This window comes from Pseudomonas sp. SWRI50 (assembly GCF_014269095.1).
GTDB lineage: Bacteria > Pseudomonadota > Gammaproteobacteria > Pseudomonadales > Pseudomonadaceae > Aquipseudomonas > Aquipseudomonas kermanshahensis.
In genome coordinates, this window is record NZ_JABWRW010000027.1 from 46858 (window position 1) to 72040 (window position 25183).

The window sequence follows — 25183 nt, forward strand, 5'->3', positions numbered from 1 at the left end:
GGGGCAGCTATTTGCTATCCTCTTGCCCTTTGCCGATCTGCGGACTCTGCCATGACTGCCATCGATACCGCTCGCCCGCCACGGTTCAGCCGTGGCGACCACCGGACCTTGGGCCTGGCGGCACTGGGTGGCGCGCTGGAAATCTACGATTTTATCATCTTCGTGTTCTTCGCCCTGACCCTCAGCAAGCTGTTTTTCCCGCCAGAAATGCCTGAATGGCTGCGCCTGCTGCAAAGCTTCGGGATCTTCGTCACCGGTTACCTGGCGCGGCCACTGGGCGGCATCCTGATGGCGCATTTCGCCGATCATCTGGGGCGCAAGCGGGTGTTCAGCCTGAGCATCCTGATGATGGCCCTGCCGTGCCTGCTGATCGGTGTGATGCCGACGTACGCCGATATCGGCTACGCCGCGCCGTTGATTCTGCTGGCGCTGCGCATTCTGCAGGGGGCGGCTGTCGGCGGCGAAGTGCCCAGTGCCTGGACGTTCGTTGCCGAGCATGCGCCACCTGGGCGACGGGGCTATGCCCTGGGCTTCTTGCAGGCTGGGCTTACCTTCGGTTACTTGCTGGGCGCACTGACGGCCACGCTGCTGGCGCAGGTGTTCACCCCCGAAGAAATTCTCGACCATGCCTGGCGCTACCCCTTCCTGCTGGGTGGGGTGTTTGGCGTGATAGGCGTGTGGCTGCGCCGGTGGCTAAGTGAAACGCCCGTGTTCCTGGCCTTGCGCGAGCGCCAGGAGCAGCCGGTGGCGTTTCCGCTGCGGCGCGTGCTGGGCGAGCATCGCCGGGCGCTGATCCCCGCGGCGCTGCTGACCTGTGTGCTGACGTCGGCGGTGGTGGTGCTGGTGGTGATCACGCCGACGGTGATGCAGCAGCGTTTTGGCATGACTGCCGGGCACACCTTTGCCCTCAGCAGTGCGGGTATTGTCTTCCTTAATATCGGTTGTGTGCTGGCCGGCCTGCTGGTCGATCGCCTGGGCGCCTGGCGAGCGCTGATGATCTACAGCCTGCTGCTGCCGCTGGGCATCGGTGTGTTGTATGCAAGCCTGGTGGGCCAGTGGGGCGCAACCTGGCTGGCTTATGCCGTGGCAGGGCTGTGCTGTGGCGTGGTGGGCGTGGTGCCGTCGGTGATGGTCGGGCTGTTCCCTGCGCAGATCCGGGTGTCGGGCATTTCCTTCACCTATAACGTCGCCTATGCCCTGTGGGCCAGCACCACGCCGCTGGCGCTGATCGCCTTGATGCCGTGGAGCCCATGGGTGTGTGTCGGGTTTTGTCTGATCATGGGCATGGTGGGGCTGCTCACTGCCCTGTACTTCGGGCGTCGCGAGCCCTTGGCGTTTGCGGCGGAGCCCATGCCAATCATGTGCGGTGACAAATGAGCCACTAGCGGCTGGCAAGTGGTGAGGCAGACTTCCGGGTGGGGGCTATTGGAATAACCTATTAGCCAAATTTAACCTGGAAGGTTAATTTCTCATGGAAAAGAGAACGCCTCACTGTCCGCTGCAGCGGATAAGGGCATTGGTCAGTGCTGGACGTATCAGCCCGACTACCGCCTCGTTGCGAGACGCCCAGGCACTGGGGATGGAATACCCGGATATGCTCGATGTCATCAATGGCTTGGAGCGCAGAGACTTTTACAAAAGCATGACCAGCTACGTTGATCATCGCGTTTGGCAGGATGTTTATCGTCCGCTTACGGTCAAGGGGTACGTGTACCTCAAACTGTCTGTGGTGGACGACGTTCTCATCGTGTCTTTCAAGGAGATGTAACCATGAGATGTCCAATCTGCGGCGGTGCGGAGCTTGCGCCCGACACTCAGGACATGCCCTATCGATACAAGGGTGAAGCGACCCTTATTCCGAATGTCAGTGGCGACTACTGTGCTGCCTGTGGTGAGGCAGTGCTGAGCCATGATGAAGCTTTGCGCATCAGTGACCTGATGTCGGCGTTCAATCGCCAGGTCAACGCTGCGGCGGTCGACCCGGGCTTCATCGTCTCAGTACGCAAGAAATTCGATCTCGACCAGCGTGAAGCAGGGGAGATCTTCGGGGGTGGCGTCAATGCGTTCTCCCGTTACGAAAACGGTAAAACCAGGCCACCCGTGGCGTTGGTCAAGCTGTTCAAACTGCTGGATCGCCACCCGGAACTGTTCGAAGAAGTACGCACTGCCTGATGCGAGTAGGCAGCAAAAAGCCCCCGGCTCTGACGAGGCGGGGGCTTTTTAATGCCGCAAGGGCACGGGCCTTACATGTTCGGGTAGTTCGGCCCGCCGGCGCCTTCAGGGGTTACCCAGGTGATGTTCTGGGCGGGGTCCTTGATGTCGCAGGTCTTGCAGTGCACGCAGTTTTGCGCGTTGATCTGGAAGCGCTTGCTGCCGTCATCCTGGCTGACCACTTCGTACACGCCGGCAGGGCAGTAACGCTGGGCCGGCTCGTCGTACAGCGGCAGGTTGCTGGCGATCGGGATGTTCGGGTCGGTCAGCTTCAGGTGGCAGGGTTGTTCCTCTTCATGGTTGGTGCTGGAGAGAAATACCGAGCTGAGCTTGTCGAAGCTGAGCTTGCCGTCCGGTTTCGGGTAGTCGATCTTTTTCGAGTCGGCCGCGAGCTTGAGGCAGGCGTAATCGGGCTTGGTGTCGTGCAGCGTGAAGGGCAGCTTGCCGGCGAACCAGTTCTGGTCGATGTAATTGAACGCACCACCCAGGATCGGCCCGAACTTGTGCAGCGCCGGGCCGAAGTTTCGGCTGGCGAACAGCTCTTCGTGCAGCCAGCTGGCCTTGAAAGCGTCGACATAGGTAGTGAGTGCGTCGCCGCCCTCGCTGCCTGCGATCAACGCATCGGCGACCGCTTCTGCGGCGAGCATGCCGGATTTCATTGCGGTGTGGCTGCCCTTGATCTTGGCGAAGTTCAGGGTGCCGAGGTCGCAGCCGATCAATGCGCCACCGTTGAATACCATCTTCGGCAACGAGTTGAGGCCGCCTTTGCAGATGGCGCGGGCGCCGTAGCTGATGCGCTTGCCGCCTTCGAGGTACTGCTTCATCACAGGGTGGTGCTTCAGGCGCTGGAACTCATCGAACGGCGACAGGTAGGCATTGCTGTAGGACAGGTCGACAATCAGGCCTACCACCACCTGGTTGTTTTCCAGGTGATACAGGAACGAACCACCGGTGTTTTCGGCGCTCATCACGTCCAGCGGCCAGCCTGCGGTGTGCACCACCAGGCCCTGCTCGTGCTTGCTTGGGTCGATTTCCCAGATTTCCTTGAGGCCGATGCCGTAGTGCTGGACGTCGGACTCGCTGTCGAGGTTGAAGCGCTTGATCAGCTGCTTGCCGATATGGCCGCGGCAACCTTCGGCGAACAACGTGTACTTGGCACGCAGTTCCATGCCAGGGGTGTACAGGCCGTCTTTCGGGTTGCCTTCGCGGTCGACACCCAGGTCGCCGGTGACGATGCCGCGCACCACGCCGTTTTCATCGAACAGCGCTTCCTGGGCAGCGAAGCCTGGGTAGATTTCAACGCCCAGGTTTTCGGCCTGCTGGGCCAGCCAGCGGCACAGGTTGCCCAGGGAGATGATGTAGTTGCCGTGGTTGTGCATGGTCTTGGGCACGAACAGGTCGGGGACCTTGGTCGAGCTGCCAGCGTCCTTCAGCACATAGATATCGTCACGCTTGACCTCGGTGTTCAGCGGCGCGCCGAGTGCCTTCCAGTCAGGGAACAGTTCGTTCAGTGCGCGCGGCTCGAACACCGCGCCGGAGAGGATGTGCGCACCGACTTCGGAGCCTTTTTCGACCACGCAGACGCTGATCTCGCTACCGGCTTCGGCGGCCTTCTGCTTCAGGCGGCAGGCGGCGGACAGCCCCGCCGGGCCGGCGCCGACGATGACCACGTCGAATTCCATGTATTCGCGTTCCACTGGTTCTCTCCTACTCATCAAGGCTCGTGCTGTTGCTTTGTCTTATGGGTGTGGGGTGATCATGCGCACCGCGCTTCACGGGAGCGGAGCTGTAGCAGCGCAGAGGATGGACTACACCGTTTTGTCTTGGCCGCGCATTATATCTACACCACTTGGCGGGTCCAATACAAACGTTTGTTTGAATTTGCCGCAGGCCAGTAAAATCACAGGCGTACGGCTGGAGGGTGACCGATTTGCCGTATTGACCGGATTGGGTGTTGCGGTCAAGATACGAGCGGTTTTACGTTCGCCGTAGGCTTACCGCCGGGCGCAGGTACACCTCTAAAGACCAGGTGTGGAGTAAGGCTTTCGGGCCAATTCACGGTATGTAGTGGAGTTTACACGCCACCACAGAAAATGACCCGCGGGTATTTGCCGCAAGCGTCGCGACAAGACTGCTCGGTCACCTTGAAGTTTGCTTCTCCCGGTACGTTTTTAGAGGTGCCCTTGTACCCACGCGCATCGCCGGGCATGTCCCCAGGCGACTTTCTATTCACCGGAGAGTAACGAGGAATCCATGAAGGTTCTTGTAGCTGTCAAACGAGTGGTCGACTACAACGTCAAGGTTCGCGTCAAAGCGGACAACTCCGGCGTCGACCTTGCAAACGTCAAGATGTCCATGAACCCCTTCTGCGAAATCGCCGTTGAGGAAGCCGTACGCCTGAAAGAGAAGGGCGTTGCGACCGAGATCGTCGTCGTTTCCGTCGGCCCGACCACTGCCCAGGAGCAGCTGCGTACTGCGCTGGCACTGGGTGCCGATCGTGCCATTCTGGTCGAAGCCGCTGATGAGCTGAATTCGCTGGCCGTGGCCAAAGCGCTGAAAGCCGTTGTCGACAAAGAGCAGCCACAGCTGGTCATTCTCGGCAAGCAGGCCATCGACAGCGACAACAACCAGACCGGCCAGATGCTGGCTGCGCTGACCGGCTACGCCCAAGGCACCTTCGCCTCCAAGGTTGAAGTCGCTGGCGACAAGCTGAACGTCACCCGTGAAATCGATGGCGGCTTGCAGACCGTATCGCTGAGCCTGCCAGCGATCGTCACCACCGACCTGCGCCTGAACGAGCCGCGCTACGCGTCGCTGCCGAACATCATGAAGGCCAAGAAGAAGCCGCTGGAGACCGTTACGCCAGACGCGCTGGGCGTATCGCTCGCTTCCACCAACAAGACCCTGAAAGTCGAAGCGCCGGCTGCACGCAGCGCAGGTATCAAGGTCAAGTCGGTGGCCGAACTGGTCGAGAAGCTGAAGAACGAAGCGAAGGTAATCTAAATGACTATCCTGGTTGTCGCGGAATACGAGAACGGTGCTGTAGCCCCGTCCACCCTGAACACTGTCGCCGCAGCCGCCAAGATCGGTGGTGATGTGCACGTGCTGGTCGCTGGCCAGAACGTCGGCGGCGTTGCCGAATCTGCTGCCAAGATCGCGGGTGTTGCCAAGGTACTGGTTGCTGATAACGCAGCCTACGCCCACGTCCTGCCAGAAAACGTCGCGCCGCTGATCGTCGAGCTGGCAAAGGGCTACAGCCACGTGCTGGCCCCGGCCACCACCAACGGCAAGAACATCCTGCCGCGCGTCGCCGCACTGCTGGACGTCGACCAGATCTCCGAGATCATCTCGGTTGAATCGGCCGACACCTTCAAGCGCCCGATCTATGCCGGTAACGCCATTGCCACCGTGCAATCGAGCGCTGCGGTCAAGGTCATCACCGTGCGTACCACCGGTTTTGACGCCGTTGCTGCAGAAGGCGGTTCCGCTGCTGTCGAAACTGTTGGCGCTGCGCACAACGCCGGTATCTCCACCTTCGTCGGTGAAGAGCTGGCCAAGTCCGACCGCCCAGAACTGACCGCTGCCAAGATCGTCGTTTCCGGCGGCCGTGGCATGGGCAACGGTGACAACTTCAAGCACCTGTACAGCCTGGCTGACAAGCTCGGCGCAGCCGTCGGTGCCTCGCGCGCCGCAGTCGACGCAGGCTTTGTGCCAAACGACATGCAGGTCGGCCAGACCGGCAAAATCGTCGCACCGCAGCTGTACATCGCCGTCGGTATCTCCGGCGCGATTCAACACCTGGCCGGCATGAAAGACTCCAAAGTGATCGTTGCGATCAACAAGGACGAAGAAGCGCCGATCTTCCAGGTGGCCGACTACGGCCTGGTCGCTGACCTGTTCGAAGCGGTTCCGGAGCTGGAAAAGCTGGTCTGATCCGCCTGCTTCACTTATAAAGAAGCCCGGCCCTCGTACTGAGGGCCGGGTTTTTTTATGGCCTTTTCCGATGCAGTGCTTGTCGCGGTTCCTGTAGGAGCAGCCTTGTGCTGCGAAGAGGCAGTCACAGCCACAAAAATTTGTTGGTCATGCCGGCCCTTTCGCCGCACAAGGCTGCTCCTACAGGTGCGGCGTGTACCTGATGGGCCGGGCCAAGCAATACAAGGAGTGAGCAATGGTGCTGCGTAAAGCAGGCGGTGTACTGGCATGCATGGCGGCGATGCTGGCGCCCGTCGCGATGGCGGCAGGCAAGTGCGAACGTTTGGTCGCGACCGGCAGCCCCGATGCGCCCCCGTATTCCTGGCAGGACCCGAAAGACCCCAAGCACCTGATCGGCGCCAATGTCGACCTGTTGCAGCAGGTGGCCAGTGAGCTGGGTGTGAAGGTGGACGTGCTGAGTGCAGGGCGACGTGACCAGGCGCTGGAAGAAGTGCGCAGTGGGCGAATGGACCTGCTGCTCGATACGCCCCTGCAGGTCGGCCAGCTGACCGCACTGGACTACATCCACCCGCCGTTGCAGTTGAACGAATACCTGGTCTGGACGCGGCATGACGCCGAGCTGGCCTTCGAGGGCCCGGCAGACCTGGCCAAGTACCAGGGCAGTTTGTCTGAGCGCGCGCGTCTCACGCCGGCCTTTGAAGCGTTCGCCAAAGCCCATCTGAAGTTGCAGCCTGCGCAAAACCTGACCCAGGCATTCCAGAAACTGGTGCTGGGGCAGGTGGACTATGTGCTCGCCGGGCGCTACTCCGGCATGGCCATGACCCAGAGCCTGGGCATGAGCAACGACCTGATTGCCCGCGGCCTGCCAGTCGATCGCCCAGGGCTGTACCTGGCCGTGTCGCACAACTCGGCGTGCAATGACAGCTGGTTGCGTGGGCAACTGGCGAAAAAACTGACAGAATTGCCGATCTCCGGTGCGTCCGAGGCTGTGCTGCAACGAAATGTCGAGCGCTGGAAGGCGCAGATGCAGGTGCCGCTGGACGCCCCCAAACATTAGGAAGATTGCGTGAGAATCCAACCACTATTCCTTGCTCTGGCCATGCTCGGCCTGGCGGGTTGCGCCAACGACCCGGCGCCGAACGAGCAGCTGCGCATTTCTGAGCAGGCGCTGGAACAGGCCAAGGCCGTTGGCGCCACCGAGCAGGTCGAGGCGCTGAAGCTGGCCGAAGACAAGCTTGCCCGGGCCAAGACCAACATGCTTACCGAAGATTTTCGCGATGCGCGCATGCGTGCCGAGCAGGCCGAACTGGATGCACGCCTGGCCGAGGCCCAGGTGCTGAACCAGAAGAGTGAAGAGCAGCTGCAAGTGCTGCAATCGCGGGTTACGCGCCTGCGCAAACAGCTGGAGGTGCAGCCATGATGCGCCATACACCCATGACGGCGCTGGTGTTGCTGGCGTTGACGGCAGGCTTGCACGGGTGCGCCAGCCATCGCAGCGAGGCGGCGTTGGATGAAGCCAGTGCCACCTTCCAGAAGGTAAAAGACGACTCCGACGTGCTGCGCAGTGCGCCGCGCGATGTGATTCGTGCCGGTGAATCGCTGGCGCGGGCCGAGCGCCTGTCCAGTTATATCGGCACCGGTACCGATGTGCGCCACTACGCCTACCTGAGCCAGCGCTACAGCGAAATTGCCAGCGAACATGCCAAGCTTGCGCTGAACCAGGAGCGCCTGGCCAAGCTCGACCTGGAGCGCCAACGCCTGCAATTGGCGCTGCGTGAAGCGAAGCTCGTCAGCGTGCAGCAGCAAGGCAAGTGGGTCGAGTCGCAGATTGCCGCATTGGCTTCGGAGCAGACGGACCGTGGCCTGGTGATGACCTTGGGCGATGTGCTGTTCGATACCGGGCGTGCCGACCTTAAGAATTCGGCCAGTCGTACGGTGCTAAAACTGGTGCAGTTCCTCCAGCTCAACCCGCGCCGTGTGGTGCGCATCGAGGGTTACACCGACAGCACCGGCGCCCCGGAAGACAACCTGAAGCTCTCGCGTGATCGCGCGCAGGCGGTGGCTGACATGCTGGTGGACCTGGGCATCGACGAAAAGCGTCTGCAGGTTGAAGGCTATGGTGACCAGTACCCGATCGAAGCCAATGCTTCGGAGCGGGGCAGGGCGCAGAATCGCCGGGTAGAAATCGTCTTTTCTGACGACAAAGGCAAGCTCGCCCCCGCGCGTTGATCTCGCTGCCGGATGGTCCTTCTTGTAGGTGATTGAGCCTGGTCATTGTGGGAGCGGGCTTGCCCCGCGAAGGGGGCGATGCGATGCATGGCACCGGCTTCGCCGGTGTTCGCGGGGCAAGCCCGCTCCCACGGGTTAGCCCGCTCACCAGCCCAGCCCCCTTGGTTGTCTGCCAATTACCGGTGAGCGGGCCGGCTCGCTTGTCTGGATGCTGTCCTGGCATTGTATTGTTGGCTATTCTGCAATCTGTCCCAGTACACTTCGCAACTGTTACGGTATTCTCTACCGTCAGTGAGTCGCACAACAATAACGAGCCCGTCCGCGCGTCGAGATATCGCCATGACCAACCTGCTGCTATACCAGCGTATCGCCCAGCAACTGGCCGAGGACATCCGCCGGGGTGTCTACCAGCCGGGTGAGCGCGTGCCCTCCGTGCGCAAGATGAGCGCCCAGCTCAATGTCAGCCACGCCACGGTGCTGCAGGCCTATGCCAATCTTGAAGACCAAGGGCTGATCCGCGCGCGCCCGCAGTCGGGCTACTACGTTCACCAGACCCCCGCCCTGACCGCGCAAACACCGGATATCGCCCGGGTAGAGCGCCCTGGCCTGGTGACCCGGGCCAGCATCATTCAGCAGGTGTTGACCGAAGCGCGCCGCGACGGCGTGTTTCCGTTCGGTGCTGCGGTGCCTCATGTGGATTACCTGCCGGTGCGCGCCCTGCACCAGCAGATTGCCAAAGTGACCCGCTTCCATAGCCCACGTGCGTTCAGTTACATGTTCAGCCCAGGCTTCGAGCCGCTGCGCCGACAGATCGCCATCCGCATGCGCGATGCCGGTGTGCTGGTCGACCCGCGTGAAATCATCGTGACCCATGGCTGCGTCGATGCCTTGCAGATGTCGCTGCGCGTGCTGACCCGCCCGGGGGACTTGATCGCCGCCGAGTCGCCGACTTACTACGGTTTGCTGCAGTTGGCTGACCTGCTGGGCCTGAAAGTGATCGAAATTCCAAGCGACCCGTCCACCGGGATCAGCCTGGAAGCCTTGCAGTTGGCCGCCAACCAGTGGTCGATCAAGGCGTTGGTGCTGACGTCGCGCCTGAGCAACCCGCTGGGCGGCACCATCCCTGAGGAGCGGCAAAAACAGTTGCTGCGCCTGGCTTCGGACTTCGATATCCAGATCGTCGAAGACGACATCTATGGCGAATTGATGTTCGAACAAGGCAAGACCAAGGCGCTGAAGGCGTTCGACCGGCTGGACCGGGTGATCTATTGCTCGAGCTTTTCCAAGACCTTGTCGCCGGGGGTGCGGGTCGGCTGGATGGTGGCGGGGCGGTACCAGGACGAAATCCAGCGCCTGCAGACCTTCACCACCCATTCGGCCTGCAGCGTGACGCAGATGGGGGTGGCCGCTTACCTGGAAAACGGCGGCTATGACCGGCACCTGCGCTACATCCGCCAGGAGTACCGCAAGAACCTCAGTGCTTACCAGTTGGCGGTGCAACAGCACTTTCCTGAAGGCACGCAGATGACCCGGCCTACCGGCGGGTTCATTCTCTGGGTGAGCCTGCCGGGGCGGGTCAATACCCAGGACCTGCATGTGCGGGCGCTGGAGCAGGGCATCAGTATCGCGCCGGGGTTGATCTTCAGTAACACCGAGCAATTCAACCACTGCATCCGGCTTAACTGCGGCATCCCGTGGAACAAAGAGGCCGAGCGGGCGGTGATTACCCTGGGGCTTTTGGCCCAGCAATTGTGCAGAGAGACGACAGGTTCACTTTTGTAGGCTTGTCAGGCGCAGGCGGAACAGGGAGCATATGCATTTTCCAGCCTGACTGCCGATGTCCATGAAACTGTTGCGCTGTATCGCTCTGAGTTTTTGCCTGGTGCCGATCTGCTGTTTCAGCGGCGTCGCCCAGGCTGCGCAGCCTGCCGGCCAGGCGCAGGCTTCCCAAACCAAACCCGTGAAAAAGCCGGTGGCCAAGCCTGTGTCGAAACAGGCGGCTGGCAAAGCTGCCAAGCCTGCCAAAAAGCGTACGGCGCACAAGCCGGTCAGCAAGGCGGTGGCTACACCGTTGCCCAAGCCCGCGCTGGATCTGAGTTTGCCTGTCGACATGGTCAACGACCTTGAACCGAATGTGGGCAGTTCGCCCACGCGACGAAAACCTTTGCTGCCGGCCATGTTCACTGAAAAGCCGCAGAGCGATGAAAGCCCGTTCCAGCTCAATGGCCGCTTGATCAGCAACGAAATGCAACTTCAATTACGCAATGAAAGCCGCCGCGATGTGGAAGGGGCGGCCATCGAATTCGAATACCGCCAATAGCCAGGCAACTGACTGCTGGGTCACGGCATATTTCGTCGGGCCAGCAATTTCAAACGCATGTTTGAGCGGTTACTATCCGGTGACGTTCGTCCCGTTTTGCTCCAGGGAGACCTGATTTTGGTGAATAACCATGAACTGCCGTGAGGGTTGCGGTGCTTGCTGCATCGCCCCGTCCATCAGCTCTGCAATGCCGCGCATGCCCCAAGGCAAGCCGGCCGGCGAGCGCTGCCTGCACCTGACCGTCGACAACCTCTGCGACCTGTTCGGCAAGCCCGAGCGGCCGGCGGTGTGCGGTGGGTTCAAGGCAGACATCGAGGTGTGCGGCAGTGATCGCGATGAGGCAATCAGGATTCTCGGTTGGTGGGAGCAGATCACGGCGGCGTGACAGGCTGGATCTTCGACAATAAGGATAAAGATGATGAGATCGTTCAAGCGTATTGCACTGCTGTGTGGCATGGGTGCGTTGTTGGCGCCCGCTGCCTGGGCCGAGAACTGGCAGGTGGCCAAGGACGAGGAGGGGATCAAGGTTTCCACCAGTGAAGTGGCGGGCTCCAAGTACAAGGCCTACCGCGGCGTTACCGTGATCAAGGCGCCGCTGGCCAAGGTCGAGGCGCTGCAAGAGGACGTAGCCGGGGCGTGTGCCTGGATTCATGAGTGCAAGTCGCAGAAGCTGCTCAAGCACGAAGGTGACCAGAGCTGGACCTACACCCAGTTCAACACGCCATGGCCGGTCACCCCGCGGGACTCGGTGCTGCACATCACCACGGTCAAGGAGGCGGACGGTAGCCTGACGCGTAACCTGAAGGAAGAGCCGACCTATCTCCCGGAGGAGAAGGGGTTCGTGCGGGTGGCGAAAGTCGAGGGCTTCTGGAAGTTGGTGCCCAAGGGTGACACGACAGAAGTGACCTACCAGGTGCACACCGAGCCGGGCGGTAGTGTGCCGGCGATGGTGGCTAACAAGTTCGTGGTCGATGCGCCGTTCAATACCCTGAAAGGGTTGCGTGAGCGGGCTGAGAAAAACTGAAGTTCAGGCAGGCTTCGGCCTCTGTGGGAGCGGGCTTGCCCCGCGAATGGGGCGGCGCGGTGAATGGCACCGGCTTTGCCGGTGTTCGCGGGGCAAGCCCGCTCCCACAGTAATCGCGCAAACTTTCAAAATTTAGGCAAGACAATTGCTCCCGCGACGCCGCATCGGATCGAGCAAGATGGCAATAAAAAAGGCTGCCCGAGGGCAGCCTTTTTGCGTTCGGCTCGAGGAGCTTACTTGCGGTCGGTCAGGGCGACGATGTCGCGCTTCTGCTCGCCGGTGTACAGCTGGCGCGGGCGGCCAATCTTGTACGGGCTGGAGAGCATTTCTTTCCAGTGCGAGATCCAGCCGACGGTACGCGCCAGGGCGAAGATCACGGTGAACATGCTGGTCGGAATGCCGATCGCCTTGAGGATGATCCCCGAGTAGAAGTCGACGTTCGGGTACAGCGAGCGCTCGATGAAGTAAGGATCGGTGAGGGCGATCTCTTCCAGGCGCATGGCCAGTTCCAGCTGCGGGTCGTTCTTGATGCCCAGCTCACGCAGGACTTCGTCGCAGGTTTGCTTCATCACGGTGGCGCGTGGGTCGCGGTTTTTATAAACGCGGTGACCGAAGCCCATGAGCTTGAACGGATCGTTCTTGTCCTTGGCCTTGGCGATGAAGGTGTCGATGTTCGAGACATCGCCGATTTCATCGAGCATGGTCAGTACGGCTTCGTTCGCACCGCCGTGGGCAGGGCCCCACAGTGCGGCGATACCGGCGGCGATACAGGCGAACGGGTTGGCACCCGAGGAGCCTGCCAGGCGTACGGTGGAGGTGGAGGCGTTCTGCTCGTGGTCGGCGTGGAGGATGAAGATCCGGTCCATTGCCTTGGCCAGCACCGGGCTGATCGGTTTGATCTCGCACGGGGTGTTGAACATCATGTGCAGGAAGTTTTCCGCGTACGACAGGTCGTTGCGCGGGTACATCATCGGCTGACCCATGGAGTACTTGTAAACCATCGCGGCCAGGGTCGGCATCTTGGCGACCAGGCGCACCGCGGAAATTTCGCGGTGTTGCGGGTTATTGATGTCCAGGGAGTCGTGGTAGAACGCCGACAGGGCGCCGACCACACCGCACATCACCGCCATTGGGTGAGCGTCGCGGCGGAAACCGTTGAAGAAGGACTTCAGCTGCTCGTGAACCATGGTGTGGTTTTTCACGGTGCTGACGAACTGGGCCTTCTGCTCGGCATTCGGCAGTTCGCCGTTGAGCAGCAGGTAGCAGGTTTCGAGGTAGTCCGATTGTTCGGCGAGCTGTTCGATGGGGTAGCCGCGGTGCAGCAGAATACCCTTGTCGCCGTCGATGTAGGTGATCTTCGACTCGCACGAGGCAGTCGCCATGAAACCAGGGTCGAAGGTGAAGTGACCAGTGGCCCCCAACCCGCGGACGTCGATTACATCAGGACCAACGGTGCCGGTTAAAATGGGCAGCTCGACGGGGGCAGCGCCCTCGATGACCAACTGCGCTTTTTTGTCAGCCATGTGGCCTCCTATTAATGCTTGAAATCATCAGACAGACCCCCCACGCAGGGCCCGCACCACTATAGAGGGATAAATTCAGATGTCAATTTGCCTAAAGGCTGGTTGAAACGGGGCCTGAGGCCTGATTTTTCTCGAAATTGTCGCCCATTTACGCCTTTTGCTCGCTAAAGGCAATGCGCTATTTGGGCTACCCCATCACGTTGTCATAAGCAGCCTAACTGTCTATACTCGGCACCCGACCGCCAGGGGCTTGCAAGCCCGAACTGCTGGGGGTCGCCGTTCCCTGGGTGGTGGGTACCTGACCAGTACACTTACCAACAACTTTGCCCTGTTCGCTAGGGGCTCTTCAGTGTGAAAAAAGCCGTGAAAAGCCAACGACCTGTAAACCTAGACCTAAGGACCATCAAGCTCCCGATCACCGCGTACACGTCCATTCTGCACCGTATCTCCGGCGTCATCCTGTTCCTCGGCCTGGCCATCATGCTTTATGCATTGGGCAAGTCCCTGGGTTCCGAGGAAGGCTTCGGTGAGGTGAAGGCGTGTCTGACCAGTCCGCTGGCCAAACTGGTGACCTGGGCCCTGCTGTCCGCCCTGCTGTATCACCTGGTGGCAGGTGTTCGCCACCTGATCATGGACATGGGCATCGGTGAGACGCTGGAAGGCGGCAAACTGGGCTCGAAAATCGTGATTGTCATCTCCGTGGTGGTGATCGTTCTGGTGGGAGTTTGGGTATGGTAACCAATGTCACGAACCTGTCGCGTTCGGGCCTCTATGACTGGATGGCACAGCGCGTCTCTGCGGTCGTTCTCGCGGCTTACTTCCTCTTCCTGATCGGTTACGTCGTAGCCCACCCAGGTATCGACTATGCCCAGTGGCACGGTCTGTTCTCCAACAACGCGATGCGGATCTTCAGTCTGCTGGCCCTCGTTGCCCTGGGCGCTCACGCCTGGGTCGGCATGTGGACCATTGCCACCGACTACCTGACGCCAATGGCGTTCGGCAAGTCGGCAACTGCGATTCGTTTCCTGTTCCAGGCGGTATGCGGCGTTGCGATGTTCGCTTACTTCGTCTGGGGTGTGCAGATTCTCTGGGGTATCTGATCCATGGCTAGCATTCCAACTATTTCCTTCGACGCCATCATTATTGGTGGCGGCGGCGCCGGCATGCGCGCAGCGCTGCAGCTGGCTCAAGGTGGTCACAAGACTGCCGTAGTGACCAAGGTCTTCCCGACCCGTTCGCACACTGTATCCGCCCAGGGCGGCATCACCTGCGCCATCGCTTCGGCCGACCCGAACGATGACTGGCGCTGGCACATGTACGATACCGTCAAAGGTTCCGACTACATTGGTGACCAGGACGCTATCGAATACATGTGTCAGGAAGGCCCGGCTGCGGTCTTCGAGCTGGACCACATGGGCCTGCCGTTCTCGCGTACCGAAACCGGCCGTATCTACCAGCGTCCGTTCGGTGGCCAGTCCAAGGACTTCGGCAAGGGTGGCCAGGCTGCTCGTACCTGCGCCGCTTCCGACCGTACTGGTCACGCGCTGCTGCACACCCTGTACCAGGGCAACCTGAAAGCCGGCACCACCTTCCTCAACGAGTACTACGCCGTTGACCTGGTGAAGAACCAGGACGGTGCGTTCGTTGGTGTGATCGCCATCTGCATCGAAACCGGCGAAACCCTGTACATCAAGTCCAAGGCCACCGTTCTGGCTACTGGCGGTGCGGGCCGTATCTACGCCTCGACCACCAACGCCCTGATCAACACCGGTGACGGTGTCGGCATGGCCCTGCGTGCCGGTGTACCGGTGCAGGACATCGAAATGTGGCAGTTCCACCCAACCGGCATCGCCGGCGCCGGTGTACTGGTCACCGAGGGTTGCCGCGGTGAGGGTGGCTACCTGATCAACGCCCACGGCGAGCGCTTCATGGAGCGTTACGCGCCGAACGCGAAAGACCTGGCCGGCCGCGACGTCGTTGCCCGTTCCATGGTCAAAGAAATCATCGCCGGCAACGGCGTGGGCCCGAACAAGGACCACGTACTGCTGAAGCTGGACCACCTGGGCGAGGAAGTGCTGCACAGCCGCCTGCCAGGTATCTGCGAACTGTCCAAGACCTTCGCCCACGTCGACCCAGTGGTCGCGCCGGTGCCGGTCGTGCCGACCTGCCACTACATGATGGGTGGTGTTGCCACCAACATTCATGGCCAGGCCATCACCATGGACGCCGAAGGCAAGGACCACATCATTCCGGGCCTGTTCGCCGTAGGTGAAGTGGCATGCGTATCGGTCCACGGCGCCAACCGCCTGGGCGGTAACTCGCTGCTCGACCTGGTCGTGTTCGGCCGTGCTGCAGGCCTGCACCTGGAAAAGGCGCTGACCGAAGGCGTCGAGTACCGCGATGCCAGCGACACCGACGTCGATGTTGCCCTGAACCGCCTGAACAAGCTCAACGAGCGTACCACTGGCGAAGACGTGGCAAGCCTGAAGCGCGAGCTGCAAAGCTGCATGCAGAACTACTTCGGTGTATTCCGTACTGGCGAATACATGCAGAAGGGTATCGAGCAGCTGGCTGGCCTGCGTGACCGCATCGCCAACGTGAAGATCAACGACAAGTCCCAGGCCTTCAACACCGCGCGTATCGAAGCGCTGGAGCTGCAGAACCTGCTGGAAGTTGCCGAAGCTACTGCCATTGCGGCCGAAGCCCGTAAAGAGTCGCGCGGTGCTCACGCCCGTGAAGACTTCGAAGACCGTGACGACGAAAACTGGCTGTGCCACACCCTGTACTACCCGGGTGAGAAGCGCGTTGCCAAGCGCGGCGTCAACTTTGCGCCGAAGACCGTGCCGGCCTTCGAGCCTAAAATCCGGACTTACTAAGGGTGGCTGCTATGTTGAAAGTCGAAGTTTATCGTTACAACCCCGACACCGACTCGGCGCCCAAGATGGAGTCGTTCGACGTCGATACCGGCGGCAAGGACCTGATGGTCCTGGACGTACTGGCACTGATCAAGGAAAAGGACGAGGGTTTCTCGTACCGTCGCTCCTGCCGTGAAGGCGTGTGCGGTTCCGATGGCATGAACATGAACGGCAAGAACGGCCTGGCCTGCATCACCCCGCTGTCGGGCGTGGTCAAGGGCAACAAGCTGGTACTGCGCCCGCTGCCGGGCCTGCCGGTCATTCGTGACCTGGTCGTCGACATGAGCATCTTCTACAAGCAGTACGAGAAGGTGAAGCCATTCCTGCAGAACGACACCCCGGCTCCGGCCATCGAGCGTCTGCAGTCGCCAGAAGAGCGTGACAAGCTGGACGGTCTGTACGAGTGCATCCTGTGCGCTTGCTGCTCGACTTCTTGCCCGTCGTTCTGGTGGAACCCAGACAAGTTCCTGGGCCCCGCTGCCTTGCTGCAGGCCTATCGCTTCCTGGCCGACAGCCGTGACACCAAGACCCAGGAGCGCCTGGCGTCCCTGGATGACCCGTTCAGCGTCTTCCGCTGCCGTGGGATCATGAACTGCGTAAACGTTTGCCCTAAGGGTCTGAACCCAACCAAGGCAATCGGTCACGTACGTAACATGCTGCTGCAAAGCGGTACCTGATTCAAAGCGTTGTACCTGCAGTAAGCCGAGGTGCGGGTGGTGAGCCCGCACTGAGGTAAAACTCGAGCAAGGGCCCACAAAGCCCGCGCTCATTACCTATGAAGATATGAGACCAGCAGGGGCTTTCCGGGCTGGTACCCGGAAAATCAGCAAGATCCAAGTGGCGTGGTTCAGTCGCTGTGTTCGGACTTTTCCAGGTTTGCTGTGGCTCTCGCCGATCGTCCCCTAACCGAGGGTGACCAAGCATGCAAGAAAGCGTGATGCAGCGCATGTGGGAAAGCGCCCACCTTTCAGGTGGTAACGCTGCATATGTGGAAGAGCTCTACGAGCTTTACCTGCACGACCCTAACGCTGTGCCAGAAGAGTGGCGCACTTACTTCCAGAAGTTGCCAGCCGACGGCAGCACCGCTACCGATGTATCGCACTCGACAATCCGCGACCATTTCGTACTGCTGGCAAAGAACCAGCGCCGCGCCCAACCGGTATCCGCCGGGAGCGTGAGCAGTGAACACGAGAAGAAGCAGGTTGAAGTTCTGCGACTGATCCAGGCCTATCGTATGCGCGGCCATCAGGCTGCCAAGCTCGACCCGTTGGGGTTGTGGCAGCGCCCTGCGCCCGTAGACCTGTCGATCAATCACTACGGCTTGACCAATGCCGATCTTGATACGACCTTCCGTGCCGGCGACCTGTTCATCGGCAAAGAGGAAGCGAGCCTACGCGAGATCTCCGAGGCGCTCCAGAAGACATATTGTCGCACCATTGGCGCCGAGTTCACCCATATCGTCGATTCCGAGCAGCGCAGCTGGTTCCAGCAGCGCCTTGAAAGCGTGCGCGGCCGTCCGGAATTTTCCGCTGACGTGCAGGCTCACCTGCTCGAGCGCGTCACGGCCGGTGAGGGCCTTGAGAAGTACCTGGGCACCAAATACCCAGGCACCAAGCGTTTCGGCCTGGAAGGCGGCGAAAGCCTGATTCCGATGCTGGACGAGATGATCCAGCGCTCCGGCTCCTACGGTACCAAGGAAGTCGTGATCGGCATGGCCCACCGTGGCCGTCTGAACGTGCTGGTCAACACCTTCGGCAAGAACCCGCGCGAGCTGTTCGACGAGTTCGAAGGCAAGAAGATGAACGAGTTGGGCTCCGGTGACGTGAAATATCACCAGGGCTTCTCCTCCAACGTGATGACCACCGGTGGCGAAGTTCACCTGGCCATGGCGTTCAACCCGTCCCACCTGGAGATCGTTTCGCCAGTGGTCGAGGGTTCGGTGCGCGCCCGTCAGGACCGCCGCAACGACACCGTTGGCGACAAGGTGCTGCCGATCTCGATCCACGGCGATGCTGCGTTCGCAGGCCAGGGCGTGGTGATGGAAACCTTCCAGATGTCGCAGACCCGCGGTTTCAAGACCGGCGGTACCGTGCACATCGTAATCAACAACCAGGTTGGTTTCACCATCAGCAACCCGCTGGACTCGCGTTCCACCGAGTACGCCACCGACGTTGCCAAGATGATTCAGGCGCCGATCCTGCACGTCAACGGTGATGACCCGGAAGCCGTGCTGTTCGTGACCCAGCTGGCCATCGATTACCGCATGCAGTTCAAGCGTGACGTGGTCATCGACCTGGTTTGCTACCGCCGCCGCGGCCACAACGAGGCCGACGAGCCGAACGGTACCCAGCCGCTGATGTATCAGCAGATCAGCAAGCAGCGCACCACCCGTGAGCTGTATGCCGAAGCGCTGATCCAGGCCGGTCGCATCGATGCCGAGCGTGCTCAGGCCAAGATCGACGAGTACCGCAACGCCCTGGACAACGGCCTGCACGTGGTCAAGAGCCTGGTCAAGGAGCCGAACCGCGAGCTGTTCGTCGACTGGCGTCCGTACCTGGGCCATGCCTGGACCGCGCGTCACGACACCCGCTTCGACCTCAAGACCCTGCAAGACCTGTCGGCCAAGCTGCTCGAGCTGCCAGAAGGTTTCGTGGTTCAGCGTCAGGTGTCGAAGATCTACGAAGATCGCCAGAAGATGCAGGCCGGTGGCTTGCCGATCAACTGGGGTTATGCAGAGACCATGGCGTACGCCACCCTGCAGTTCGAAGGTCACCCGATCCGCATGACCGGCCAGGACATCGGCCGTGGCACCTTCTCGCACCGCCACGCGGTGTTGCACAACCAGAAGGACGCCAGCACCTACGTGCCGCTGCAGAACCTGTTCCCAGGCCAGCCGCGCTTCGACCTGTACGACTCCTTCCTGTCGGAAGAAGCGGTACTGGCGTTCGAATACGGCTACTCGACCACCACGCCGAACGCGCTGGTGATCTGGGAAGCCCAGTTCGGCGACTTCGCCAACGGCGCGCAAGTGGTGATTGACCAGTTCATCACCAGCGGCGAGCACAAGTGGGGCCGTCTGTGCGGTCTGACCATGCTGCTGCCGCACGGCTATGAAGGGCAGGGCCCGGAGCACTCCTCCGCGCGTCTGGAGCGTTACCTGCAGCTGTGCGCCGAGCACAACATTCAGGTCTGCGTACCGACCACCCCGGCTCAGATCTACCACCTGCTGCGTCGCCAGGTCATCCGTCCGCTGCGCAAGCCGCTGATCGTCCTGACGCCGAAGTCGCTGCTGCGCCACAAGTTGGCCGTGTCGACCTTGGAAGACCTGGCAGAAGGCTCGTTCCAGACCGTGATCCCGGAAATCGACACCCAGGATCCAGCCAAGGTCGAGCGCCTGGTGCTGTGTGGCGGCAAGGTCTACTACGACCTGCTGGAAAAACGCCGTGCCGAAGGCCGCGAAGACATCGCCATCGTGCGTATCGAGCAGCTGTACCCGTTCCCGGAAGACGACCTGGTCGAAATCCTGGCGCCGTACACCAACCTCAAGCATGCAGTCTGGTGTCAGGAAGAGCCGATGAACCAGGGCGCCTGGTACAGCAGCCAGCACCACATGCGCCGTATCCTGGGCCGCCACAACAAGGCACTGGTCCTGGAATACGCCGGCCGCGACGCCTCTGCCGCGCCAGCCTGTGGTTACGCTTCGAAGCACGCCGAACAGCAGGAAAAACTGCTGCAAGACGCCTTCACTGTTTAACGCCTTCGCGCACCTGAAACCGAATTTAAGGAAACACTGATAATGGCTATCGAGATCAAAGCCCCAACCTTCCCGGAATCGGTCGCCGACGGCACCGTTGCCACCTGGCACAAGAAGCCGGGCGACGCCGTCAAGCGTGACGAGCTGATCGTCGACATCGAGACTGACAAAGTCGTCCTGGAAGTCCTGGCCACCGCCGATGGCGTGCTGGGTGACATCGTCAAGGGCGAGGGCGACACCGTCCTGTCCGACGAGCTGCTGGGTTCGATCGTTGAAGGTGGCGCTGCCGCTGCGCCTGCTGCTGCTCCGGCCGCTGCTGCCCCGGCTGCCGCTGCCGCCGATGCTGGCGAAGACGACCCGGTTGCCGCGCCTGCCGCACGCAAGCTGGCTGAAGAGAACGGCATCGACCTGGCTACCGTTGCCGGCACCGGCAAAGGCGGTCGCGTCACCAAGGAAGACGTTGTCGCTGCAGTCGCCAACAAGAAGTCTGCACCTGCTGCTGCGCCGGCTGCCAAGCCTGCCGCTGCCGCTGCTGCCCCGGTTGTGACCGCCGCTGGCGATCGTACCGAGAAGCGCGTGCCGATGACCCGTCTGCGAGCCAAGATCGCCGAGCGTCTAGTTGAAGCCCAGTCCAACATGGCGATGCTGACCACCTTCAACGAAGTCGACATGACCGAAGTCATGGCCCTGCGTTCGAAGTACAAGGACCTGTTCGAGAAGACCCACAACGGCGTACGCCTGGGCTTCATGTCGTTCTTCGTCAAGGCTGCCACCGAAGCCCTGAAGCGCTTCCCGGCTGTGAACGCCTCGATCGACGGCAACGACATCGTCTACCACGGTTTCGCCGACGTCGGCGTTGCCGTCTCCAGCGACCGTGGCCTGGTAGTACCGGTGCTGCGTAACGCCGAGTCGATGAGCCTGGCTGAAATCGAGAACGGCATCGCCACCTTCGGCAAGAAGGCCCGTGATGGCAAACTGTCGATCGAAGAAATGACCGGCGGCACCTTCACCATCACCAACGGTGGTACCTTCGGTTCGATGATGTCGACCCCGATCGTCAACCCGCCGCAGGCTGCCATTCTCGGCATGCACAACATCATCCAGCGCCCGATGGCCATCAATGGTCAAGTGGTCATCCGCCCAATGATGTACCTGGCGCTGTCGTACGATCACCGCCTGATCGACGGCAAGGAAGCGGTAACCTTCCTGGTCACCATCAAGAACCTGCTGGAAGATCCGTCTCGCCTGCTGCTGGACATCTAACCCTCTGGCTGCGTACCGTTCGGCCCCTGGCTTCGAAAGAGGCGGGGCCGCGCGGTTCGCGGCTTGTAGCTTGTAGCTGATAAGGAATCTTTTATGACCCAGAAATTCGACGTAGTGGTGATTGGTGCAGGTCCTGGCGGCTATGTGGCTGCCATCAAGGCTGCCCAACTTGGTCTGAAGACTGCCTGTATCGAGAAATACACCGACGCCGAGGGCAAACTGGCCCTGGGTGGCACCTGCCTGAACGTAGGTTGCATCCCGTCCAAGGCGCTGCTGGACAGCTCCTGGAAATACAAGGAAGCCAAAGAGAGCTTCAACGTCCACGGTATCTCCACTGGCGAAGTGAAGATGGACGTCGCCGCGATGGTTGGCCGCAAGGCTGGCATCGTCAAGAACCTGACCGGTGGCGTTGCTACCCTGTTCAAGGCTAACGGCGTAACTTCGATCCAGGGCCACGGCAAACTGCTGGCCGGCAAGAAAGTCGAAGTCACCAAAGCTGACGGCACCACCGAAATCATCGAAGCCGACAACGTGATCCTGGCCTCCGGCTCGCGTCCGATCGACATTCCGCCGGCTCCGGTCGACCAGAACGTCATCGTCGACTCCACCGGCGCCCTGGAATTCCAGTCGGTTCCAAAGCGTCTGGGTGTGATCGGTGCTGGCGTGATCGGCCTGGAGCTGGGCTCTGTATGGGCTCGCCTGGGCGCTGAAGTCACCGTCCTGGAAGCCCTGGACACCTTCCTGATGGCTGCCGACACCGCCGTGTCGAAAGAAGCCCAGAAGACCCTGACCAAGCAAGGCCTGGACATCAAGCTGGGCGCTCGCGTCACCGGCTCGAAAGTCAACGGCAACGAAGTCGAAGTGACTTACACCAATGCCGAAGGCGAACAGAAGATCACCTTCGACAAGCTGATCGTTGCGGTCGGCCGTCGTCCAGTGACCACTGATCTGCTGGCTTCCGACAGCGGCGTCACCATCGACGAACGTGGCTACATCTTCGTCGACGATCACTGCGCTACCAGCGTGCCGGGCGTGTTCGCCATCGGTGACGTGGTACGTGGCATGATGCTGGCGCACAAGGCCTCGGAAGAGGGCATCATGGTTGTCGAGCGCATCAAAGGCCACAAGGCCCAGATGAACTACGACCTGATCCCATCGGTGATCTACACCCACCCGGAAATCGCGTGGGTCGGCAAGACCGAACAATCCTTGAAGGCCGAGGGTGTTGAGGTTAACGTAGGCACCTTCCCGTTCGCGGCCAGCGGCCGTGCGATGGCAGCCAACGACACCGGTGGTTTCGTCAAGGTTATCGCTGACGCCAAGACCGACCGCGTACTGGGTGTGCACGTGATTGGCCCATCGGCTGCCGAACTGGTACAGCAGGGCGCAATCGCAATGGAATTCGGCACCAGTGCCGAGGATCTGGGCATGATGGTCTTCAGCCATCCAACCCTGTCCGAAGCGTTGCATGAAGCAGCGCTGGCAGTGAATGGCGGCGCCATTCACGTGGCCAACCGTAAGAAGCGTTAATTATAAGAAACCACGGCGGGCTGCCCGTCGTGAGTCTTGCGTGCATGACTCACCGCGGAAAGTCCGCCGGATCGGACTACACGGGATAACCCGGGGTTAACGGTCACAGGTGGTGCGGCGCCAGCAATGGCGCAGCGCCGAAGCGCAGTACCTAACGAAGACGGTAAAAAGCATGAATCTTCACGAGTATCAGGGTAAGCAGCTGTTCGCTGAATACGGCCTGCCAGTTTCCAAGGGTTTCGCTGTCGATACCCCTGAAGCTGCAGCAGAAGCTTGCGACAAGATCGGCGGTTCCGAGTGGGTTGTTAAAGCCCAGGTTCACGCAGGTGGTCGCGGTAAAGCGGGCGGCGTCAAGCTGGTTCGCAGCAAGGAAGACGCCAAGGCGTTCGCTGCGCAATGGTTGGGCAAGCGCCTGGTAACCTACCAGACCGACGCCAACGGTCAGCCAGTGACCAAGATCCTGGTCGAATCCTGCACTGACATCGCCAAAGAGCTGTACCTGGGCGCTGTAGTCGATCGCTCGAGCCGCCGCATCGTGTTCATGGCCTCCACCGAAGGTGGCGTGGACATCGAGAAAGTCGCTCACGAAACTCCTGAGAAGATCATCAAGGCTACTATCGATCCGCTGGTCGGCGCTCAGCCGTTCCAGGGTCGTGAACTGGCATTCCAGCTGGGTCTGGAAGGCAAGCAAGTTGCACAGTTCGCCAAGATTTTCGTAGGCCTGGCCAAGCTGTTCAAAGAACACGACCTGGCCCTGCTGGAAGTCAACCCGCTGGTCATCAAGGCCGACGGCGACCTGCACTGCCTGGATGCGAAGATCAACATCGACGCAAACGCCATGTACCGTCAGCCTAAGCTGAAAACCTTCCACGACCCGTCGCAGGACGATCCTCGTGAAGCCCACGCTGCCAGCTTCGAGCTGAACTACGTGGCCCTGGAAGGCAACATCGGCTGCATGGTCAACGGTGCCGGCCTGGCCATGGGTACCATGGACATCGTCAACCTGCACGGCGGCAAGCCAGCCAACTTCCTCGACGTAGGTGGTGGTGCTACCAAAGAGCGCGTTACCGAAGCCTTCAAGATCATTCTGTCCGACAGCAATGTCGCGGCCGTTCTGGTCAACATCTTCGGCGGCATCGTTCGCTGCGACATGATTGCCGAAGGCATCATCGGTGCAGTGAAAGAAGTCGGCGTTAAAGTTCCGGTCGTCGTTCGCCTCGAAGGCAACAACGCCGAACTGGGCGCTAAAGTACTGGCAGAAAGCGGTTTGAACATCATTGCGGCAACCAGCCTGACCGACGCTGCTCAACAAGTTGTCAAAGCTGCGGAGGGCAAGTAATGAGCGTCCTGATCAATAAAGACACCAAAGTCATCTGCCAGGGCTTCACCGGCTCGCAGGGTACTTTCCACTCCGAACAAGCCATCGCCTACGGCACCAAGATGGTCGGCGGCGTTACCCCAGGCAAGGGTGGCACCACCCACCTGGGCCTGCCGGTGTTCAACACCGTCAAGGAAGCTGTGGAAGCGACTGGCGCTGATGCTTCGGTCATCTACGTTCCGGCTCCGTTCTGCAAAGACTCGATCCTGGAAGCGGCCTTCGGCGGCATCAAGCTGATCGTCTGCATCACCGAAGGCATTCCTACCCTGGACATGCTGGATGCCAAGGTCAAGTGCGACGAGCTGGGCGTTACCCTGATCGGCCCTAACTGCCCAGGCGTCATCACCCCAGGCGAGTGCAAGATCGGCATCATGCCAGGTCACATTCACTTGCCAGGCAAGGTCGGTATCGTTTCGCGTTCCGGCACCCTGACCTATGAAGCCGTTAAGCAGACCACCGACGCCGGTTTCGGCCAGTCGACCTGCGTCGGCATCGGCGGTGACCCGATCCCAGGCTCCAACTTCATCGACATCCTGAAGCTGTTCCAGGAAGACCCGAAGACCGAAGCGATCGTCATGATCGGTGAGATCGGCGGTTCGGCTGAAGAAGAAGCCGCGGCCTACATCAAGGCCCACGTCACCAAGCCTGTCGTTTCCTACATCGCGGGTGTTACCGCACCTGCGGGCAAGCGCATGGGCCACGCTGGCGCCATCATCTCTGGCGGCAAAGGCACTGCGGACGAGAAGTTCGCTGCGCTGCAGGACGCAGGTGTTAAAACCGTGCGTTCGCTGGCCGACATCGGCAAGGCCCTGGCCGAGCTGACTGGCTGGGAAGCCAAGAAGTAATACGCTTCACCCCCCACGCGCACAGAGGCCACCTTCGGGTGGCCTTTGTCGTTGTTGGGGGTATGTTTGCCTGTGTCGGCCTCTTCGCGGGGCAAGCCCGCTCCCACAAGGCCGATGCTACCTTAGCTCTGTGGGAGCGGGCTTGCCCCGCGAAGAGGCCGACACAGGCAACAAAGAATGTTCGATAGCTATGATCGGGATTTTCATACAGACACTTTCCGCCCCGCAGCGATAATTACCCCGTCCCCGGTCGCACAG

At 60.8% G+C, this 25183-nt stretch carries 23 protein-coding genes; 21 read left to right on the plus strand and 2 right to left on the minus strand.

Annotated features, from left to right (window positions below; genetic code table 11):
* Positions 1 to 51: 51 nt before the first annotated feature.
* The 3 genes from HU750_RS22730 (at position 52) to HU750_RS22740 (ending at position 2172) form a co-directional block, all read left to right on the plus strand.
* Positions 52 to 1377: an MFS transporter gene (locus tag HU750_RS22730; protein ID WP_099454840.1), complete on the plus strand. Its 1326-nt coding sequence runs from the start codon at positions 52 to 54 to the stop codon at positions 1375 to 1377.
* A 94-nt stretch (positions 1378 to 1471) separates the two neighbouring features.
* Complete coding sequence (locus HU750_RS22735) at positions 1472 to 1768, plus strand: type II toxin-antitoxin system MqsR family toxin (RefSeq protein WP_027592890.1); 297 nt, start codon at positions 1472 to 1474, stop codon at positions 1766 to 1768.
* Positions 1769 to 1770: 2 nt separating this feature from the next.
* Positions 1771 to 2172, plus strand: coding sequence for a type II toxin-antitoxin system MqsA family antitoxin (locus tag HU750_RS22740; RefSeq protein ID WP_027592889.1), 402 nt, complete (start codon positions 1771 to 1773; stop codon positions 2170 to 2172).
* Positions 2173 to 2243: 71 nt separating this feature from the next.
* Here the strand turns inward: HU750_RS22740 and HU750_RS22745 are convergent, their stop codons facing one another.
* Complete coding sequence (locus tag HU750_RS22745) at positions 2244 to 3926, minus strand: electron transfer flavoprotein-ubiquinone oxidoreductase (RefSeq protein WP_081717456.1); 1683 nt, start codon at positions 3924 to 3926, stop codon at positions 2244 to 2246.
* Between the two features lie 538 nt (positions 3927 to 4464).
* On the opposite strand from HU750_RS22745, the gene HU750_RS22750 reads away from it, so the two are divergent.
* From HU750_RS22750 to HU750_RS22790, 9 genes are all read left to right on the plus strand, one after another.
* Positions 4465 to 5214 carry an electron transfer flavoprotein subunit beta/FixA family protein gene (locus HU750_RS22750; RefSeq protein WP_027592887.1) on the plus strand — a complete coding sequence of 250 codons (750 nt, stop codon included), beginning with the start codon at positions 4465 to 4467 and terminating at the stop codon, positions 5212 to 5214.
* Positions 5215 to 6144 (plus strand): electron transfer flavoprotein subunit alpha/FixB family protein, encoded by a 930-nt coding sequence (locus HU750_RS22755; RefSeq protein WP_027592886.1) that lies wholly within the window; start codon positions 5215 to 5217, stop codon positions 6142 to 6144.
* Between the two features lie 235 nt (positions 6145 to 6379).
* A complete protein-coding gene (locus tag HU750_RS22760) occupies positions 6380 to 7201 on the plus strand; it encodes a substrate-binding periplasmic protein (RefSeq protein WP_186682524.1) in 822 nt (273 codons plus the stop codon).
* A 9-nt stretch (positions 7202 to 7210) separates the two neighbouring features.
* On the plus strand, positions 7211 to 7564 hold the full coding sequence (locus HU750_RS22765) for a DUF4398 domain-containing protein (protein WP_027592884.1): 354 nt from the start codon (positions 7211 to 7213) through the stop codon (positions 7562 to 7564).
* Complete coding sequence (locus tag HU750_RS22770) at positions 7561 to 8373, plus strand: OmpA family protein (protein ID WP_186682525.1); 813 nt, start codon at positions 7561 to 7563, stop codon at positions 8371 to 8373. The genes HU750_RS22765 and HU750_RS22770 overlap by 4 nt, the downstream gene beginning before the upstream one ends.
* Positions 8374 to 8712: 339 nt before the next feature.
* Complete coding sequence (locus tag HU750_RS22775) at positions 8713 to 10155, plus strand: aminotransferase-like domain-containing protein (RefSeq protein WP_027592882.1); 1443 nt, start codon at positions 8713 to 8715, stop codon at positions 10153 to 10155.
* Positions 10156 to 10216: 61 nt separating this feature from the next.
* A complete protein-coding gene (locus HU750_RS22780) occupies positions 10217 to 10693 on the plus strand; it encodes a hypothetical protein (RefSeq protein WP_186682539.1) in 477 nt (158 codons plus the stop codon).
* A gap of 130 nt (positions 10694 to 10823) precedes the next feature.
* Positions 10824 to 11078, plus strand: coding sequence for a YkgJ family cysteine cluster protein (locus HU750_RS22785; protein ID WP_186682527.1), 255 nt, complete (start codon positions 10824 to 10826; stop codon positions 11076 to 11078).
* 33 nt (positions 11079 to 11111) lie between these two features.
* The gene (locus HU750_RS22790) at positions 11112 to 11717 is read left to right on the plus strand and encodes an START domain-containing protein (protein ID WP_186682529.1); all 606 of its coding nucleotides are present in this window, start codon (positions 11112 to 11114) and stop codon (positions 11715 to 11717) included.
* Between the two features lie 233 nt (positions 11718 to 11950).
* On the opposite strand, the gene gltA is transcribed toward HU750_RS22790, so the two are convergent.
* On the minus strand, positions 11951 to 13240 hold the full coding sequence (gene gltA, locus HU750_RS22795; RefSeq protein ID WP_027592878.1) for a citrate synthase: 1290 nt from the start codon (positions 13238 to 13240) through the stop codon (positions 11951 to 11953).
* Between the two features lie 351 nt (positions 13241 to 13591).
* Here gltA and sdhC point away from each other — a divergent pair, with 351 nt between their 5' ends.
* The 9 genes from sdhC to sucD all read left to right on the plus strand — a co-directional run bounded on the left by sdhC (position 13592) and on the right by sucD (position 24925).
* Positions 13592 to 13978 (plus strand): succinate dehydrogenase, cytochrome b556 subunit, encoded by a 387-nt coding sequence (gene sdhC, locus HU750_RS22800; protein ID WP_077068487.1) that lies wholly within the window; start codon positions 13592 to 13594, stop codon positions 13976 to 13978.
* Positions 13972 to 14340 carry a succinate dehydrogenase, hydrophobic membrane anchor protein gene (sdhD, locus tag HU750_RS22805; protein ID WP_027592876.1) on the plus strand — a complete coding sequence of 123 codons (369 nt, stop codon included), beginning with the start codon at positions 13972 to 13974 and terminating at the stop codon, positions 14338 to 14340. The genes sdhC and sdhD overlap by 7 nt, the downstream gene beginning before the upstream one ends.
* Positions 14341 to 14343: 3 nt before the next feature.
* A complete protein-coding gene (gene sdhA / locus HU750_RS22810; RefSeq protein ID WP_027592875.1) occupies positions 14344 to 16116 on the plus strand; it encodes a succinate dehydrogenase flavoprotein subunit in 1773 nt (590 codons plus the stop codon).
* An 11-nt stretch (positions 16117 to 16127) separates the two neighbouring features.
* On the plus strand, positions 16128 to 16832 hold the full coding sequence (locus HU750_RS22815; protein ID WP_008091906.1) for a succinate dehydrogenase iron-sulfur subunit: 705 nt from the start codon (positions 16128 to 16130) through the stop codon (positions 16830 to 16832).
* Between the two features lie 245 nt (positions 16833 to 17077).
* A complete protein-coding gene (locus HU750_RS22820) occupies positions 17078 to 19909 on the plus strand; it encodes a 2-oxoglutarate dehydrogenase E1 component (protein ID WP_027592874.1) in 2832 nt (943 codons plus the stop codon).
* 42 nt (positions 19910 to 19951) lie between these two features.
* Positions 19952 to 21172, plus strand: coding sequence for a 2-oxoglutarate dehydrogenase complex dihydrolipoyllysine-residue succinyltransferase (gene odhB, locus HU750_RS22825; protein WP_027592873.1), 1221 nt, complete (start codon positions 19952 to 19954; stop codon positions 21170 to 21172).
* Positions 21173 to 21265: 93 nt separating this feature from the next.
* Entirely contained in the window at positions 21266 to 22702 is a 1437-nt protein-coding gene (gene lpdA, locus HU750_RS22830) for a dihydrolipoyl dehydrogenase (RefSeq protein ID WP_027592872.1), read from the plus strand.
* A 172-nt stretch (positions 22703 to 22874) separates the two neighbouring features.
* Positions 22875 to 24041: an ADP-forming succinate--CoA ligase subunit beta gene (sucC, locus tag HU750_RS22835; RefSeq protein WP_008091914.1), complete on the plus strand. Its 1167-nt coding sequence runs from the start codon at positions 22875 to 22877 to the stop codon at positions 24039 to 24041.
* On the plus strand, positions 24041 to 24925 hold the full coding sequence (gene sucD, locus HU750_RS22840; protein ID WP_003254203.1) for a succinate--CoA ligase subunit alpha: 885 nt from the start codon (positions 24041 to 24043) through the stop codon (positions 24923 to 24925). The genes sucC and sucD overlap by 1 nt, the downstream gene beginning before the upstream one ends.
* Positions 24926 to 25183 lie beyond the last annotated feature (258 nt).

Excerpts from the sequence above, each read along its gene's own strand:
- HU750_RS22730 (WP_099454840.1), top strand. The coding sequence starts at position 52 with ATGACTGCCATCGATACCGCTCGCCCGCCACGGTTCAGCCGTGGCGAC.
- HU750_RS22735 (WP_027592890.1), top strand. The coding sequence starts at position 1,472 with ATGGAAAAGAGAACGCCTCACTGTCCGCTGCAGCGGATAAGGGCATTG.
- HU750_RS22740 (WP_027592889.1), top strand. The coding sequence starts at position 1,771 with ATGAGATGTCCAATCTGCGGCGGTGCGGAGCTTGCGCCCGACACTCAG.
- HU750_RS22745 (WP_081717456.1), bottom strand. The coding sequence starts at position 3,926 with ATGAGTAGGAGAGAACCAGTGGAACGCGAATACATGGAATTCGACGTG.
- HU750_RS22750 (WP_027592887.1), top strand. The coding sequence starts at position 4,465 with ATGAAGGTTCTTGTAGCTGTCAAACGAGTGGTCGACTACAACGTCAAG.
- HU750_RS22755 (WP_027592886.1), top strand. The coding sequence starts at position 5,215 with ATGACTATCCTGGTTGTCGCGGAATACGAGAACGGTGCTGTAGCCCCG.
- HU750_RS22760 (WP_186682524.1), top strand. The coding sequence starts at position 6,380 with ATGGTGCTGCGTAAAGCAGGCGGTGTACTGGCATGCATGGCGGCGATG.
- HU750_RS22770 (WP_186682525.1), top strand. The coding sequence starts at position 7,561 with ATGATGCGCCATACACCCATGACGGCGCTGGTGTTGCTGGCGTTGACG.
- HU750_RS22775 (WP_027592882.1), top strand. The coding sequence starts at position 8,713 with ATGACCAACCTGCTGCTATACCAGCGTATCGCCCAGCAACTGGCCGAG.
- HU750_RS22780 (WP_186682539.1), top strand. The coding sequence starts at position 10,217 with ATGAAACTGTTGCGCTGTATCGCTCTGAGTTTTTGCCTGGTGCCGATC.
- HU750_RS22785 (WP_186682527.1), top strand. The coding sequence starts at position 10,824 with ATGAACTGCCGTGAGGGTTGCGGTGCTTGCTGCATCGCCCCGTCCATC.
- HU750_RS22790 (WP_186682529.1), top strand. The coding sequence starts at position 11,112 with ATGAGATCGTTCAAGCGTATTGCACTGCTGTGTGGCATGGGTGCGTTG.
- gltA (WP_027592878.1), bottom strand. The coding sequence starts at position 13,240 with ATGGCTGACAAAAAAGCGCAGTTGGTCATCGAGGGCGCTGCCCCCGTC.
- sdhD (WP_027592876.1), top strand. The coding sequence starts at position 13,972 with ATGGTAACCAATGTCACGAACCTGTCGCGTTCGGGCCTCTATGACTGG.
- sdhA (WP_027592875.1), top strand. The coding sequence starts at position 14,344 with ATGGCTAGCATTCCAACTATTTCCTTCGACGCCATCATTATTGGTGGC.
- HU750_RS22815 (WP_008091906.1), top strand. The coding sequence starts at position 16,128 with ATGTTGAAAGTCGAAGTTTATCGTTACAACCCCGACACCGACTCGGCG.
- HU750_RS22820 (WP_027592874.1), top strand. The coding sequence starts at position 17,078 with ATGCAAGAAAGCGTGATGCAGCGCATGTGGGAAAGCGCCCACCTTTCA.
- odhB (WP_027592873.1), top strand. The coding sequence starts at position 19,952 with ATGGCTATCGAGATCAAAGCCCCAACCTTCCCGGAATCGGTCGCCGAC.
- lpdA (WP_027592872.1), top strand. The coding sequence starts at position 21,266 with ATGACCCAGAAATTCGACGTAGTGGTGATTGGTGCAGGTCCTGGCGGC.
- sucC (WP_008091914.1), top strand. The coding sequence starts at position 22,875 with ATGAATCTTCACGAGTATCAGGGTAAGCAGCTGTTCGCTGAATACGGC.
- sucD (WP_003254203.1), top strand. The coding sequence starts at position 24,041 with ATGAGCGTCCTGATCAATAAAGACACCAAAGTCATCTGCCAGGGCTTC.